At 49.6% G+C, this 14,769-nt stretch carries 16 protein-coding genes; all 16 read right to left on the reverse strand.

Annotated features, from left to right (window positions below):
• Window positions 1-33: 33 nt before the first annotated feature.
• The 16 genes from flhB to fliJ all read right to left on the reverse strand — a co-directional run bounded on the left by flhB (window position 34) and on the right by fliJ (window position 14,764).
• Window positions 34-1,170 (reverse strand): flagellar biosynthesis protein FlhB, encoded by a 1,137-nt coding sequence (gene flhB, locus ACI4J0_RS13005; protein ID WP_439766243.1) that lies wholly within the window; start codon window positions 1,168-1,170, stop codon window positions 34-36.
• A gap of 31 nt (window positions 1,171-1,201) precedes the next feature.
• The gene (gene fliR, locus ACI4J0_RS13010) at window positions 1,202-1,984 is read right to left on the reverse strand and encodes a flagellar biosynthetic protein FliR (protein ID WP_439766244.1); all 783 of its coding nucleotides are present in this window, start codon (window positions 1,982-1,984) and stop codon (window positions 1,202-1,204) included.
• Window positions 1,985-2,010: 26 nt separating this feature from the next.
• Complete coding sequence (fliQ, locus tag ACI4J0_RS13015) at window positions 2,011-2,295, reverse strand: flagellar biosynthesis protein FliQ (RefSeq protein ID WP_439766245.1); 285 nt, start codon at window positions 2,293-2,295, stop codon at window positions 2,011-2,013.
• 40 nt (window positions 2,296-2,335) lie between these two features.
• Entirely contained in the window at window positions 2,336-3,316 is a 981-nt protein-coding gene (gene fliP / locus ACI4J0_RS13020; protein ID WP_439766246.1) for a flagellar type III secretion system pore protein FliP, read from the reverse strand.
• 16 nt (window positions 3,317-3,332) lie between these two features.
• The gene (locus tag ACI4J0_RS13025; RefSeq protein ID WP_439766247.1) at window positions 3,333-3,731 is read right to left on the reverse strand and encodes a FliO/MopB family protein; all 399 of its coding nucleotides are present in this window, start codon (window positions 3,729-3,731) and stop codon (window positions 3,333-3,335) included.
• A 7-nt stretch (window positions 3,732-3,738) separates the two neighbouring features.
• Complete coding sequence (locus tag ACI4J0_RS13030; protein WP_439766248.1) at window positions 3,739-4,101, reverse strand: response regulator; 363 nt, start codon at window positions 4,099-4,101, stop codon at window positions 3,739-3,741.
• 5 nt (window positions 4,102-4,106) lie between these two features.
• Window positions 4,107-5,498, reverse strand: a complete 1,392-nt coding sequence (gene fliN, locus ACI4J0_RS13035; RefSeq protein ID WP_439766249.1) for a flagellar motor switch protein FliN — start codon at window positions 5,496-5,498, stop codon at window positions 4,107-4,109.
• A gap of 4 nt (window positions 5,499-5,502) precedes the next feature.
• Entirely contained in the window at window positions 5,503-6,510 is a 1,008-nt protein-coding gene (fliM, locus tag ACI4J0_RS13040) for a flagellar motor switch protein FliM (protein ID WP_439766250.1), read from the reverse strand.
• 38 nt (window positions 6,511-6,548) lie between these two features.
• Window positions 6,549-7,502, reverse strand: a complete 954-nt coding sequence (locus ACI4J0_RS13045) for an OmpA/MotB family protein (protein ID WP_439766251.1) — start codon at window positions 7,500-7,502, stop codon at window positions 6,549-6,551.
• 190 nt (window positions 7,503-7,692) lie between these two features.
• On the reverse strand, window positions 7,693-8,487 hold the full coding sequence (locus tag ACI4J0_RS13050) for a motility protein A (RefSeq protein ID WP_439766252.1): 795 nt from the start codon (window positions 8,485-8,487) through the stop codon (window positions 7,693-7,695).
• A 47-nt stretch (window positions 8,488-8,534) separates the two neighbouring features.
• Window positions 8,535-8,720 (reverse strand): flagellar FlbD family protein, encoded by a 186-nt coding sequence (locus ACI4J0_RS13055; RefSeq protein ID WP_439766253.1) that lies wholly within the window; start codon window positions 8,718-8,720, stop codon window positions 8,535-8,537.
• An 81-nt stretch (window positions 8,721-8,801) separates the two neighbouring features.
• A complete protein-coding gene (locus tag ACI4J0_RS13060; RefSeq protein WP_439766254.1) occupies window positions 8,802-10,358 on the reverse strand; it encodes a flagellar hook protein FlgE in 1,557 nt (518 codons plus the stop codon).
• A gap of 111 nt (window positions 10,359-10,469) precedes the next feature.
• The gene (locus ACI4J0_RS13065) at window positions 10,470-10,928 is read right to left on the reverse strand and encodes a TIGR02530 family flagellar biosynthesis protein (RefSeq protein WP_439766255.1); all 459 of its coding nucleotides are present in this window, start codon (window positions 10,926-10,928) and stop codon (window positions 10,470-10,472) included.
• Between the two features lie 66 nt (window positions 10,929-10,994).
• Window positions 10,995-12,632, reverse strand: a complete 1,638-nt coding sequence (locus ACI4J0_RS13070) for a flagellar hook assembly protein FlgD (RefSeq protein ID WP_439766256.1) — start codon at window positions 12,630-12,632, stop codon at window positions 10,995-10,997.
• Window positions 12,617-14,212: a flagellar hook-length control protein FliK gene (locus ACI4J0_RS13075; protein WP_439766257.1), complete on the reverse strand. Its 1,596-nt coding sequence runs from the start codon at window positions 14,210-14,212 to the stop codon at window positions 12,617-12,619. Before ACI4J0_RS13075 ends, ACI4J0_RS13070 begins: the two co-directional genes overlap by 16 nt.
• Window positions 14,213-14,302: 90 nt before the next feature.
• The gene (fliJ, locus tag ACI4J0_RS13080; protein WP_439766258.1) at window positions 14,303-14,764 is read right to left on the reverse strand and encodes a flagellar export protein FliJ; all 462 of its coding nucleotides are present in this window, start codon (window positions 14,762-14,764) and stop codon (window positions 14,303-14,305) included.
• Between the last annotated feature and the right edge of the window lie 5 nt (window positions 14,765-14,769).

Below are 14,769 nucleotides of genomic sequence, written 5' to 3' on the forward strand. Positions count from 1 at the left end.
CTTAGGTATTGCCGCCCTCCTTAGTAAAGTCCTTTAATAATTAAAAGGCGCCGACGATTTATTTTCGGGTAATATCCCCTTGGGGACAGGTTTCTTTTTAAGGTTATACACGAACCAGAGGACATCTGCCGCCGCCTGATAAAATTCTGCGGGTATCTCTCTGCCCACCTCCACCTTTTCGTAGATACCTCTTGCCAGAGGCTTGTTTTCCACGGTGGGGACGTCGTGTTCTGCGGCAACGTCCGCAATGCGGAGAGCCGCTAAGTCCTTTCCCTTGGCAATGACCACGGGAGCGGAGTTTTTCTCGGGATCGTATTTCAGAGCCACAGCAAAGTGGGTAGGGTTACGGATAATAACGTCCGCCTCGGGGACTGCCTGCATCATTCGCTGAGTTGCCAGCTGCTGCTGAATTGCACGGCGTTTTCCCTTGATCTTGGGATCTCCTTCCATCTGCTTGTACTCGTCCTTGACCTCCTGCTTTGTCATTTTCAGGTCATTTTCAAAGGAATAGCGCTGGAACATAAAGTCCACAGCCGCCACCGCCACGAAGATCATTCCCAGAGTCATTACGATGGAGAATATAGTCTCAGCGATGTAAACAACGCTGCTTATGGGCTCAACATTCATCAGTCTGACTATCTCGGGCAGCCTGTCCTTTATTTCGCTGTAGACCACCACGATAAGCAGTATCATTTTTATGAGAGATTTGGCAAGCTCGAAAAGTCCCTTGAGGGAGAACATTTTCTTTATGCCGTTTATGGGATTTAGCTTATCCAGCTTGAATTTCAGATTTTCAAAGGTAATGAGAAATTTAGTCTGGATACCTGTTGAAGCAATGGCAGTAAGAAAGGAAACTGCCAGAAGAGCGCCTGTTGTGACAAAGAATATCACTGCCACATCAATTATAAGCCCTCTTGCAAAGCTTTCGGCGCCGATATATTTTACATCACCGATGCCCTCTCCCGCCATAGAAAAATACTTTTTCATAAAGTCTCCCAGACGGGAAAAAGCGCTTGGAGCGGTGATCCTCAGCACGAAAAATGAAAGAAACAGGGAGCATACCACAGCCACGTCCTGACTTTTAAGGACCTGACCCTTTTTACGGGCGTCACGCCGCTTTTTTTCGGTGGCTTCTTCGGTTTTCTCCTCGCCGTTTTCGTTCTCAGCCATTTAACCACCAGCCTTTTTAACGAGAACAGGTTTATGTGAAAATAAGTGGAAGCATTTCCCGGCAGGTGCCCAGCATTTTGTCGGTATAGTCCGCGATAAACTCGCTCATGGGGGAGGTTATGGCAAAAAGGACTATGAAGCCAACTATTGTCTTGAGCTGGATATTGACCACGATGATCTGTATCTGCGGAACGGTCTTCATCAGTATGCCTATACAAAATTCCACGATAAGCTCGGCGGCTATCACGGGCATTGCAAGCTGCATCATAAGCACAAGTATCTGTGAAAACATTGATACTACGGTCCAGCCCAGGTCGGGTGATATGTGACCTCCGCCCAGAGGAATGATCTCGAAGGAGTCCACAAAAATGCGTATCAGCGTAAGATGAGCGTTGGCAGCAAAGAAATACAGGTACATAAAATATCCCATATATGAGCCGTACATTGACATCTGGATACGTGTGGAGGGGTCAAAGACCTTTGCCATACCCAGACCTGCCTGGGCGTCCATTATATCGCCTGCCATATATATCATATAGACGAACAGGTCGCAGATGAAGCCCAGCACCATGCCTATGAAAAGCTCAGCCGCAAAGCTCAGAACATACTGTCCCACCGTATCTCCTGCGTCAAATTCCATAGGAGGAAGGACGAGCGCTACGATATATGCCATAAGCAGGGACAGCCCCACTCTCACCCTTGCGGGGATATTGCTTCGTGCGAGAATGGGATTAAAGGAGAAAATGCCAAGTATTCTTGCGAATACCATAAGCTTTATATCAAAATCAGACAGGAGCAGTTCCCAGAAATCCATAAATCAGACCAGCTTTCTGTTGTATGTCAGCCGGAAACGGTCTGGGTGCTGACAGTTCCTATCAAATCGAAAATTTCACGTACAAAGGAATCAACGCTTGAAATGTAAAAGGAAGCAAGGATAAGCAGCAGGAGAGCGACAACTACCACCTTTGGAACAAAGCTGAGAGTCTGCTCGTGTACCTGGGTCGCCGCCTGGATTATGGCGATAACAAGACCTACGAGCATACTGATAAGAAGAAGCGGTCCTGCCAGCTTGAAAATAAGTATCATAGCGTCCTTGAAAACCTGAATAACAGCGTCCTCAGTCACCCTGCAGATTCACTTCCTTTCCGTATGGCGGGGAATATTGCTAAATATTGAAGCCCGAGACAAGAGAGCCTGCCAGCAGCTGCCAGCCGTCCACAAGCACGAACATAAGTATTTTAAATGGCATTGCCACCGTGGAGGGAGGCATCATCATCATACCCAGGGACATAAGCACCGAGGCGACTACCATATCTATCACCAGAAACGGTATAAACAGCAGGAAGCCTATCTGGAAGCCTATTTTTATCTCGCTGAGAATGAATGCGGGAGCAACTATCTTGAAGGGGATAGCCTCGGTAAAGGTCTCATCGTCTGCGGCAGGGTATTCCTCTCCCGAAATGGAAATGAAAAAGGACATGGTTTCATTGGACGTGTTTTTGAGCATCCACTTTTTCAGAGGTACGGAAGCCTGCTGCACCGCTTCGATGGAGGTATATTCCCCGTTTTTGTAGGGAACGTAAGCGACCTCGTTCATCTCCTCCAGCACGGGGGACATTATAAACAGAGTAAGAAACAGCGCAAGACCTATCATTACCTGATTGGGAGGGATCGTCTGGAGTCCCATAGCATTTCTCAGCAGCGAAAAGGAGATGATAATGCGTGTAAAGCAGGTGAGCATTATCAGCAGCGAGGGCGCCAGAGAAATAATAGTCAGAAGAATGATAAGGTCAAGGGTGTTGGAATTATTGTTCAGATCCAGCAGGTCGAGTATACTGTCCGTATCCTCGTCCTCGTGGGTAACAGGCTCGTTGTAGGGGAGAGTGGACTCTGCCTCGGTCACAGCCTGAGCGGGGATAGTGGTCTGAGCTGTTTCGGGAACGGTGGTCGTAACGTTTGATATCTCCGTTTCCATGGGAGTGGTTATGGTCGTTGCCGATGTTACAACGCCGCTTTCCTCGGTGGGGTCTGCTGCGGCATAGGTCACCGCACCTGCAGCGGCCCACATTATCGCAGCAGCGCATATTCCGCCTATGGCGGCAGCTTTCAGCTTTTTCGGGAAAGAGCCGCATATTTTATTTTTCATTATACGCCTCCGCCTTTCACGAATTGCCGCTGTCATCGTCATCGCCGTTTTTGGGGGTGATAAACTCCTTGCCCAGCTTTGCCGCATTGTATTTCAGACATTCGGCAAAGGACTTTCCTGCCATATCGCTATCCTTTGAGGGGGGGCTTTCTATAAGCTCCATATCCTCCTCGGACAGCTCACAGAGCAGATTTATTCCCCCCTGAGAGACTCCGATAAGCAGATTTTTCTTTCCCGCTCTCACCGCCATAACAGACTTATCCTGTCCTACGCCTATGCAGGAGGATATCTTTATGCCCTTGCGGTCTTTTCCGCCTGTAATGCGGGTGTTCAGCCATTTCATAAGGTACAGCACACCCAGCATAAGGGCAATTACACCCAGGAGAGCGAGAACAACGGGAATAATTCCGGTCATTATCGTATCAGCCGATGATCTTCTGAACTGTAGCCAGTATTCTGTCGGGCTTGAAGGGCTTAACGATGAAGTCGAGAGCGCCCAGCTTGATAGCTTCGACTACCATTGACTCCTGACCCATAGCGGAGCACATTACCACCTTTGCGGAGGGGTCGGAAGCCTTGATGTCTCTGAGAGCCTCAATTCCGGTCTTGTTGGGCATAGTGATGTCCATAATTACAAGGTCGGGCTTTTCGGAGGCATAGGTGTTGCAGGCGATCTCGCCGTCAGCAGCCTCGATGATATTGGTATATCCGTTCTTAGTGAGGGTGTCCTTGATCATCATTCGCATGAAAGCGGCGTCGTCTACGAGCATAATCTTCTTGTCCATTGTAATTACTCCTTACCTAAATTATCTAAAAATTTTGATTTGATGATTTCGGTTATTCTTACAGCGAAGTTATCGTCAATAACAACGACGTCTCCCTTTGCAATGAGATGACCGTTAACGATGATATCAACAGGGGAGCCTGCCTGACGTTCAAGCTCGATTATGGTACCCTGAGTGAAATCCAGTATCTCCTTGACCTTTTTGCGGGCAGAGCCTATTTCAACGGTAACGTTGAGAGGAACGCCCATAAGCAGCTTCAGATTGTCATTCTGGTCAGCACTGAGATCCTTGTTATTGTAATTTTCAAAGCTCTGGAGCTGAACTGCCTGAACATTTACCGCGCTGCCCTTCTGCACGGGCTGCATAGGAGGATATCCATAGGGCGGCATACCGTAATATCCGCCGTAGGGCATTGCGCCTGCCATTGGCATACCCTGCTGGGGCATAGCCTGCTGAGCCATTCCCATCTGTGGGGGAACGCCCTGCATACCCATTGCCTGCTGGGGCTGCTGAGCATTGTAGCTCATGTCCGGAGCGGGCTGAGCCATAGGCTGTGGAGCAGGCTGCGGTATGGGCTGAGGAGCTGGCTGAGAGGGAGCACCGCCGTTAAGGAGTGCGTTTATCTCTTCCTGAGAAAGAGTTCCGCCCGAGGAAGCCGCGGGTGCGGGAGCGGGCTCTGAGGCAGCTCCGCCGCTTCCTGCGCCGTTAAGGAGCGCCTGTATCTCATCCTGGCTGAGATTTGAGGAGGGTTCTTCGGCGGGGGCGGGTTCTTCCGCGCCTCCCGAGTAAGCCGCCATCATCTTCTGAGCCATTTCCTTTGCCAGATCTATAGTCATAACGGAAATAAATTCCGAATTTATCACGTTGTCAATGGTAAGCTTGAACCTTATGGCGCAGACATTGTCATCGGGCGGGATACCGTAGGGATTCACACCCGAGGATTCTCTGCTCACCTCCGCCTGAGGGGTGGAAATGTCGATAGGCGTGTTGATAAGCTCGGACAAAGCCGTTGCGGAAGCGCCCATCATCTGGTTCATTACCTCGCACACCGCCGAGATGTTCATCTCGTCGAACTCGAAGTCGTCTGTTACCTCAAGAGGCAGACCCATAAGCTGATTAAGGATAAGCTGAACGTCGTCCTGCTTGAGAACGAGAACATTTTCGCCGCTCACGCCCTGTATGTACTTTATTTTTACGTGAATGGAAGGCTCCAGCTCGGGATATATCATATCCTTGGCCTTTTCGATGGTGACCGTTGGGGTGGTTATCCATACCTTGGCACTGAGCATATTGGATACGGCGGTAGCAGCAGAGCCCATTGTTATATTCATTATTTCGCCTATGGCGTCCTGTTCCGCCTCACCGAAGCCGTCAATAATAACGTTTTCGTCGCTCATTGTTCTACCTCAATTCTTTATATATATTATCGATTTTAACAGCTTTTTTGCTGCCCATGATCCCCAGCTTGCCGTCGTACCAGACGTTTCCGCCGATCTTCAGCTCCACGTTTCGTGTAATGGGAACGTTAAGGGGTATTATATCGTCCACCTGTAAAGTGAGGATATCGTAAAGGTCCACCTGAGTGTCGCAGAGAACGGCTTTGACATCAATATCGGAGTCGCTGAGAGCGCCCATGATATTGCGGCGTCTTTCCTGGTCCTTTTTGGGGTCCTGACGCTGAGTGGGTCTTGCCCACCTGTCGCCGAACTTGTTCATTATCGACTCAAGGTTCATAGCGGGGATACAGAAGGACATAATATTTTTTATATCCTTTATCTCAATCTCCAGCGATACGAGGATTATGACCTCGTCGGGGGGGATAGACTGCATTACTCTGGAATTTGTCTCAACGGCGGTCATAACGGGGTCCATATCTATGTACTGTGACCAGGCGCTTTTCAGAGACTGAGCCATTTTTTCCATAATGCCCTGCATAAGGGTCATTTCTATCTCGGTGAAGTCTCTGTTCACCTCGGAATAAGTGCCGAGACCGCCCATAAGCCTGTCGATTATTGTGAAGGTTATGGGATTTGATATCTGCATGATGCAGTTGGTTTCCATAACGTCCTCATCATGAACGCCCATATTTATAAGGGACATCATAACGTAGTCGGGAAGAGCGTTATTGAACTCGTAATACCGCTGCTCCTCTATCTGCATAACTTCCACCTTGCAGTAAAGTCTCATCAGACCCGTAAGGTAGGAGGACAAAACTCGGGAATAATTCTCGAAAATACTGTCAATGACTTTAAGCTGCTCTTTGGTGAATTTCTTAGGTGTCTTAAAGTCATAATTCTTTACTTTTTTCTCCGACCCCTGCTCCTCGATCTCCTCGAAAGCCTTTGAGCCCTGGGTATTAAAGCTGTTCAGCAGCTCGTCTATCTGTTTCTGAGACAGAACGTCAGCCAATATTTTCACCTTCATTCATAGGGGATTGCTTAATATTGTCACTCGGCAGCCTCTGAGACTGTGACCTCGGGAGGATTGTTTTTCATCTCGTTGAGGCGGTCATTTTTGGAAGAATAGCTGCCGTTGTTCTGAGCGGGCGCTGCGGGAGCAGATTCAGAAGCAGGCTGAGCCGTGCTGCCCTCAGCAACGGTGCCGTCAGCGTCGGAATAGCTTACAAAGCTCTTGCCGAACTCAAGCTCTATAAGCTCCTGCATTACCGCAGGGTCCTCCATGTCGATATCGTTTCGGATAAAGACTATTTCAACTCGTCTGTTCTGACGCTTGCCCTCTTCGGTGTCATTCTCGCTGACGGGGCGGTATTTTCCGTAGCCTGCGGCGGAGAATTTGTCGGGGTCGCAGCAGTCAAGGCTCAGCATATAGTTGATTACCGAGCTTGCACGTCCCGAGGACAATTCCCACTCGTTAGCAGAGGAGCTTGCGCTCTTGGCGGTGTGACCGTTGACCTTGATGGCGAAAACGTGCTTGTCAACGGCTCTGATGCCGTCGCAGATTATTTCAAGTATGTATTTTCCCTCGTCGAGGAGCACGTAGGAGTCGCCGCCGAAGAAAACATTGTCTCTGAATTTCATATAAACGCCGGTGTCCGCCATTTCCACAGAGACCTGATCCTGAAGACCCGCGCTTTCAACGGCTTCGTTTAAGTACATATAGAACTCGTCAAAGTCTATCTCCTGGGAATTTTGTTCCTGTTCCTCGTCCACGTAGACAGCCGAGGGGTCATTATCGGGGTTTGGCTCGTCCACCACAACGTTTATTATCTCGCCCTTTCCTGCGGAAAACGCCTGGGCGATATACTGCCATTTTGCCTCGTCCATAGAGGACATTGAATAAAGCAGCACGAAGAAGCACAGCAGCAGGGTAACAAGGTCGCCGTAGGTATCCATCCAGTTGGCGCCGCCTCCGCCGCCTCCGCCGCTTTTTCTATGTGCCATTGACCCACCTCCGAGGGGTAAGGATACGTCCGTTTTTATGCGCAGGTATCCCTATCTGATATATTATAACATATTTCTTAAAAAAACTCTACTGTAATTCACAATATATTTACAAAATGATATTAAAAGATTTCGGTAAATCTTTGGTTATTTTGTATATTATGCACAATAGAGCAAGGTAAGATGCAAATTATTTAGCTTCTGCTCCTGCCTTTGCCTTGGTTTTGGTGTTCATGGGGAGCATCATTCTGAGCTTTTCCTCAACATATCTGGGGTTAGCGCCAGAGATAATTGCAAGGGTACCCTCTTCAACTATCTGGAGACAGAGCACCTCGCTGTTATGGAGATACTGGAGCTGATTTCCGATAGGAGTAAAGAGAACGTGGGCGAGAAGGCTTCCGTAGAATGTGGTAACGAGAGCGGTAGCCATGGAGCTTCCGAGACTTGCAGCGGAATTGGGGTCGGTGGGGTCCATACGCTTGAGCATACCGATAAGACCGCAGAGGGTTCCGACCATACCGAAGGCGGGAGCAACGCCTGCCGCACGGTTAAAGATAGCGATATTCTGGTCGTGTCTGTCGCAGAGGAAATTGATGGAGTCGTCGAGCATAGACTTTACTTTGTCCGAGTCATTTGCGTCAACGATGAGCATCAGTGCGGATTTCATAAAGGTGTCGGTGCAGGCGTTTGCCTGTTCCTCCAGGGCAAGAATACCCTTCTGACGGGCAGTTTTGCAGTAGTCCACCATCTGCTCTATGTAGCTTTCGGGGTCGTACTTTGGGCTCATTATCGCAAGCTTTAAGAGCTTGCCCATATTTTTCAGTGTACTCATAGGATAGTTTGCGATGACCGCTCCTATGGTGCCTCCCACAACGATGGCGATTGAGGGAATATCTACGAACCATGCCAATTCACCGCCCGAGACCATTCCGTAGAAGGTCATACCCACAGCGATAACAAATCCTATGATCCACGCTATATTCATAACAGCAGCAATTCCTTTCGATGAAAAAATCTATATGTTAGATCCGTTTATCGGATATTTTTTTCCTTTTCAAACTCCATAGTTTTCCGGAGTATCTCGTCCACAGATTCCTTTACAAAATATCTGTGACCGTTCTGCATAGTAACAACGGTATCCGGGGTCTCCTCCACCGTTTCGATGAAGCTTTCATTGACAAGCAGTGTAGTTTCGTTTACGCGGGTAAGCTTTATCATGATCCATTCCCCTTATTTTCTGCAGGCATTGCTCACAGCGCCGCGGCTGTGAGCAGTGTCCTGCTGATATTATGCGTTAAATCATCTCTTGAGATTTACAAGCTCCTCGAGCATGGAGTCGGAGGTGGTGATAATTCTTGCGTTAGCCTGATAGCCTCTCTGAGTTACGATCATATCGGAGAACTCGTTTGCAAGGTTAACGTTTGACATCTCGAGCTTAGAGGACTGTATCTCGCCTGCGCCGGAATCGCCGGGGCGCTTGATATTTGCCTTGCCCGAAGCGGAGCTCTGTGCGAAAGCGGTGTCGCCTATTTCGGTGAGACCCTCAACGTTGTCGAAGGTAGCAAGCTCGATACGAGCGAGAGAACGCATCTCACTGGCATACTGAGCGGTGAGAACGCCGTCAGCGCCGATGGTGAAGCCGTCCAGGTCGGAATACTTGAGGGAGCCGTCGGTCATATCCGCATAGATGGTGTTTCCTCTTGCGTCCTGAGCCTCAAAGCTGTCGGTAATGTCGTTGTAGGTGTATTCTCTGCCGCCATCTTCCCACTGAAGAACGCCGTCAGTCTCAGCCTGCTTGCCTGTTGTCTCGTCGATAACAGGTGTCTTGAGAGTGTAAACATGGCGCTTTGAAAGCTCGCCCTGATCGTTTATAGAGGTGTAGCATCTGTACTCGTAGTAATTGCCGTTATTGTCAACATACAGACCCTTGTCGGTATCGTAAACAACGCCCTGATTATTTACGAACTTGCCGTTAACGCTGTAAAGGATATAGTCCGAACGCACCTGATACTCGGTTCCGGGGGTGGGAGCGTTGTCTGCGCCGCCGTCAGCCTCAAGAGAATCAAGGTATGCCTGTATCATGGTCTTGTCATCGGAGTAAACGCCCTCCGCATCATCGGCTGCGAGTCCGCCGTTATCGGCTTCCAGAGCGGGGTTCATATGGTAGTCATATGCGATCCTCTTGGTATCGTCATAGGGGTCAACGCCCTCGAAGATAACTCCGCCCGAGGTGGTTCCGTCCTCTGCGGTAGTGGGCTTGTACTTGCTTGCCACGTCATCGTATTCGATCTGGCACTCGGGCTTGTAAGCGTCCCATACCAGGTCGTTAACGTTGATGGTGTCGAGAGCATTGGGAGTATCCGCAGGGTCCTTGTCGATCATTTCGGTGGTGGAATATGTACCGCCGTCAATTCTCCATGTGTTCATCGTACCCAGGATAAACTCGTTGTTTGCGTTAACGAGATTGCCCACGGAGTCAATGCCGAAGTTGCCCATTCTGGTGTATGTAACGCTGTTTATCTGACCGTTTCTGTCGAGAGTGCCGCACATAAAGAGACCGTCTCCCGCAATGGCAAGGTCGAGAGTTCTGCCCGTATTCTGGAAGCTGGACATTGACATATCCTTGTCAATGGAAGCCACCTGAACGCCGTAGCCCACCTGAGAGGGGTTGTTGCCCGCATATGTGGAGCGTCCGCCTGTCTCGGTGCGCTGATACTGATAGTAGATATCGGAGAAGGATGTTCTTGAAGCCTTAAAGCCGTAGGTATTGACGTTGGCGATGTTATTACCGATAACGTCCATTCTTGTCTGATGGGATTTAAGACCCGAAACGCCGGAATAAAGTGATCTAACCATTTCAAAAAACTCCTATCGTTTAAATTCGTCAGAGGAATTTCCTCCGTCAATCGGTCGGGAGAATAGCTTTCCGAAAAGGTCCAAGCCGTTTATTTCCTCTGAACGTCAGATTTACATAATAACAGTTGAGTCGATGTTAGTAAAGACATTGCCCTGCATATCGTCAGCGTCAACTGCGGTAATGACCTTGTTGCTGCGGACGCTTACCACAAAAGCAGTTCTGTCCACGATAACGAGAGCGTCGTCCGAGCCCTTGCTTTCAGCCAGCTCAACGCCCTTTGAGAGCCTTTGGAGCTTTTCGCCCGATAAAACATCGATATTGCGCTCATTTATCCTTTCAACAGCATGGCGGGAGAAATTCACGCCTGACATTATCTCAAGCTGCTCTGCGGTGGTGGGAGTGGCGGTGAATGCATTTCCTGCGCCGCTCTGAGCCGCCATAAGGCTTTTGAGTTCTGCCGCAAAGGGACTGTCCGCAGGCTGTGTTTCGGCAGCCTTGGGAGATGATTCCTGCCGTGTCTGCTCGGCAGCCGCTGTGCCTCTCAGCTGCAGATATTCGTTGATAAGCATAGTTTCAGTCCTTTCTTAGAGCCGCATTTACGGATATTCCTTCCGTATATCAGCCCGTATTGAAAATTACTGAGCAGTTTCGGCTTTTCCGTACTGAGTAGCTGCGTGCCAGAGAGCGTACTGTTCAAACTCTTTCATAGCCTTCTTTTCAGCCTCGGTGTATTCCTTAGCATAGTGGCGTATAGCAGTCTCGAAGGGATCGAGCTTGCCCTGGAGCGAACCGTCCACAATGGTGTAATCGCAGATCTCGTCAAGGGTGTATTTACCTGATGTGTAAAGATAGGAAACCTCGGTGGGACCGATGATCTCAACTCTCTGTCTGCCGTCGGCAAATGTGATGACCTCACCGAGACGGCCCTTACCGCACCAGCCTATGTCCGTAACAGCTCTGCCGCTGGGGGAGTAGCAAAGAATGGAGGAGGTGTCGATCTTGGAGTTTACGGAAGTGTTGCCGATAAATCTGATGTCAGTCATATGAGTTCCCACAGCATCAGCGAAAGCCGCTTCAACGGGATATTTGTCCGCATATTTTCTTGAGCTGGAGGGCATTTCTGCAAAAGATGTTTCAGATGTATACTGATAGAGGCTTGTGGACTCCGCATTGTGGTCGGAAACGCTTACAACTCCGGAAGTCTCTCCTCTGTCATAGGAAGAATTTCTGCTCTGAGCGGCATTTGTCTGGGTATTGGTGTTGTAATAAACGCCATTTGTCTGAGAAGCTTCGGGCTGATAATAGTTATTTGTACCTGCCGCAGCTGAGTAAGGAGCGGGGATACGGTCGCTTGAAAGACCCGATGAAGCCGCCTGAGTGTTAACATTTGCGCTCATGTATCTGCTCATATCGCCGAGACGGGAATTTACCTTTGCCGATCTGAACTCAGCGTCAATGGGGGAAGTATCATCGTCCGCAGCATCGTCAAGCATCTTCATAAGAGCATTGTAGGAAGCCTCGGAAGCATAAAGAGTACCTGCTGCCTCGCCTCTGTTGACTGCGCCTGCTTCATATTCCTCTGCCTGAGCCTCTGAAACGTTGTCGGAAGCCTGTTCAGCGGAAGCATTTTCGCTGTTTTCTGTGCTGTCGGTCTCATCGCCGTCCTCTTCGGGGGTGATGACATTGGTGATAGCGGTCATATCGTAGGAGAATTTGTTGTCAAGAGTAACATAGCCGTTGCCGTTCTTGATAATAATGCCTGTTACCTTGCCTGTAACGGTAGCGTCGCCGTCCTTGACCTCAACAGTCTGACCCACAAAGCTTCTGAGCTGAGAGTAAACGGTGCCGTCTACCACGTCGGAAATGCCGTCGGTAGCATAAAGCGAGCCGTTAACAAGTACCTTGCAGCCGTCGCTTGTGACCGTAACGGATTCAACTATTCCCGTGTCGGGAGCGCCTGTGCTTGTCTGAACGGTAACAGCCTTGCCGATAAGGGAAGAAGCATATGTGACCGCATTCTGTTTTGTGAGCTGGGAAATAGCCTCCATCATAGAGTAAGAAGCCATCTGCTGGATAAATTCAGAGTCGCTCATAGCATTGTTGAAATCCTGATTTGACATCTGAGATGTGAGGAGCTTTAAGTAGCCCTCGAAATCAAGGTAGCTTGAGCTGTCGCTGTCTGTAACGTTGGTGTCTATCTCGGTTGTGGAATATTTCGAGTAAACCTTTCCCGTTAAACTGTCCGCGGAAAAGTCGTTTACGCTGATACCCATAGTTTCGCCTCCCTGTTAAAGTTAATGTCCGAAGCGCTTTCATCAGTCTGCTCCGTTGAGTCCGAGCCGGTCTGTCCGCCGAAGGAGAAATGTCTGTCCTGACTGTTTCTGCCGTTCTGAGCGTCACCGTAAAGCTCTCCGTTTCCGAAAGGATCTCCGTCCGGACTGCTGCCGTCAGTCTCGTTTGTCACGATCCTGCTTGTTACCGACAGTTCCTTCAGAGCGATGCCTCTTGAAGCAAGAGCCTCTTCAAGCTCCGAAGCCTTGTTTCCGATAAGCTCTGCCGCCTCCTGTTTTTCGGCGGTGAAGGTTATCTCAAAGCCCTTGTCCGAGCGCCTGATCTTTATCTCAATGCCGCCCAGAGTTTCGGGACTGAGCTTCATTGAAATCTCCCTTTCGGAAAAGCTTTCGCGGAAAATGTCCTTGTAAAGGTCTATCTGACGCATTATCTGACTGGGAACATCTTCGCTCTCCGGAATATTTTCGCCAAGGGGAATGTCTGTAACAGCGCCCTTGTTTTCGGTCTGTTCGGGAATTATCTCCCCGCTTGTGTCAACGGGCAGCTCTTCGTGCCTGTTCACTCTTGCCATAAAGCTCTGCATACCCTGTCTGCCGAAGCCTATGTGACTGTTTTCGGCTGTTTCGGGAGCAGCTTCGGGAACTGTTTCTTTTGCGGAAATGTCCAGCTTGTCGGCAAGCTTTCTGCAAAAGCTTACGATCTCCTCGGGTCCTGCATCGGACAGCTTTTCGTAAGCGGTCTGAAGCTCCTCAAAAGATACATCGTCAGTGCTCTGAGCCTTTGGCTGTTCCGTAATTTCGGGCTGAACGGGGAGCTCGGCGTCTGCCGCCTGTAAGCTGCCTGTTTCGGGATATTCTGCTGTTTCGGGGATCATTGCCGTTACAGCGTCCGCAGATATCACAGCTTCGCTGTCTGCATGGCTGACCATTCCCATATCCTCAAGCGATACCGTCTGCACAGGACGAAACAGTTCTATTCCCTGAATGAGAACAGCTTCATCAGAAGCTTCCTGCTTTTCCGGAATCTTCTTTTCGGGCTTCTTTGCCGAATTTACAACAAGTTCGGTGACTATCCTGACAATATCCTCGGGAGACTTCTCCGACTGAAGGGTCTCGTCCTCAGAAATATCAGCCGCCGCATAAAGCAGCTCTGCAAAAGCCGATCTTTCTTCGGGTGATACCGTTTCCCATAAAGAGTCTGTCTCCTCGGGCAGCCCCTCTCCGTCATACTCGGGAAGGATACGTGCAAGCGTCTCAGCAAACGCCTTTGCGCCCTTTTCCGAGAATATCTCGGGGAGCTTTGTTTCCGTGCTGCCTTTAAGAGCCTCGGAAAGAATATCCGCCGCAGTCATTTCGGGGGGAGCCTCGGTTTCCGTCACTTCGGGAACAAACTGTATCTGAGCTCTTGCCGAATTTGCCATCAGAAACCCCAAAACAGCGTCAAATGAACCGCTCTGAGAGCCGTCCGCCGCCGAAACGGGGTCCATATCGCCTGAGCCGCCGAAAATATTCATCGCCGCCGGAAGCTCCGTGGGCATTGCCGCCATAGCAATTTCGCCCATTTCTGTCAAACCTCCTTTCACAGTAAAATGTATATGTCAAACGCCTGCCGCCGTGCAGAAGAAAACGGCGATATGCATTGTGACCGTTGCTTAAACAGCGTTATCCGCCATAGCCGCCCTTACCGACGCACCGTTCACATATTCTTCGATGAACTGCTCGTCAGCCTTGGCAGCCTTGAAATTATATTCCTCAAGCTGCTTTTCCTCAAGCTTCTCAAGGCTCTTGACCTCCTTTGAGGCCTCTGTTACCACACCCAGCTGCTTTTCCACAGCCGCCTCCAGAGAAGCGATAGAAGCCTTTGTGTCCTCTATCTGAAGTCTGAGAGTGTTGTGGTGTTCCTTGAAGATGAACATCTCCATAGCGGAAATGCCTTTCTGCGCCCTGTAGTTGAAGTCGTCCTGCGCCTCGCGCATTTCCTGCTCCAGAGCGGCTTTCAGTTCCATAGCTTCAATTTTCTGCGCATTTAAGGAAGCAAGACTGTTTTTCTCCTTTTCAAGCACCTGATCCTTGAAATCAAGGAGCTTGTCCAGAGTAAACTGAAATTTCTTCAAAGGAA

The organism is Huintestinicola sp. (assembly GCF_051882455.1).
GTDB lineage: Bacteria > Bacillota > Clostridia > Oscillospirales > Ruminococcaceae > Huintestinicola.

Bases quoted from the DNA above. Each gene is read 5' to 3' on its own strand.
- ACI4J0_RS13060 (WP_439766254.1), bottom strand. From the start codon at position 10,358: ATGGTTAGATCACTTTATTCCGGCGTTTCGGGTCTTAAATCCCATCAG.
- ACI4J0_RS13050 (WP_439766252.1), bottom strand. From the start codon at position 8,487: ATGAATATAGCGTGGATCATAGGATTTGTTATCGCTGTGGGTATGACC.
- fliP (WP_439766246.1), bottom strand. From the start codon at position 3,316: ATGAAAAATAAAATATGCGGCTCTTTCCCGAAAAAGCTGAAAGCTGCC.
- ACI4J0_RS13045 (WP_439766251.1), bottom strand. From the start codon at position 7,502: ATGGCACATAGAAAAAGCGGCGGAGGCGGCGGAGGCGGCGCCAACTGG.
- fliR (WP_439766244.1), bottom strand. From the start codon at position 1,984: ATGGATTTCTGGGAACTGCTCCTGTCTGATTTTGATATAAAGCTTATG.
- fliN (WP_439766249.1), bottom strand. From the start codon at position 5,498: ATGAGCGACGAAAACGTTATTATTGACGGCTTCGGTGAGGCGGAACAG.
- ACI4J0_RS13070 (WP_439766256.1), bottom strand. From the start codon at position 12,632: ATGGGTATCAGCGTAAACGACTTTTCCGCGGACAGTTTAACGGGAAAG.
- ACI4J0_RS13030 (WP_439766248.1), bottom strand. From the start codon at position 4,101: ATGGACAAGAAGATTATGCTCGTAGACGACGCCGCTTTCATGCGAATG.
- ACI4J0_RS13075 (WP_439766257.1), bottom strand. From the start codon at position 14,212: ATGGGCGAAATTGCTATGGCGGCAATGCCCACGGAGCTTCCGGCGGCG.
- flhB (WP_439766243.1), bottom strand. From the start codon at position 1,170: ATGGCTGAGAACGAAAACGGCGAGGAGAAAACCGAAGAAGCCACCGAA.
- ACI4J0_RS13025 (WP_439766247.1), bottom strand. From the start codon at position 3,731: ATGACCGGAATTATTCCCGTTGTTCTCGCTCTCCTGGGTGTAATTGCC.
- ACI4J0_RS13065 (WP_439766255.1), bottom strand. From the start codon at position 10,928: ATGCTTATCAACGAATATCTGCAGCTGAGAGGCACAGCGGCTGCCGAG.
- ACI4J0_RS13055 (WP_439766253.1), bottom strand. From the start codon at position 8,720: ATGATAAAGCTTACCCGCGTAAACGAAACTACACTGCTTGTCAATGAA.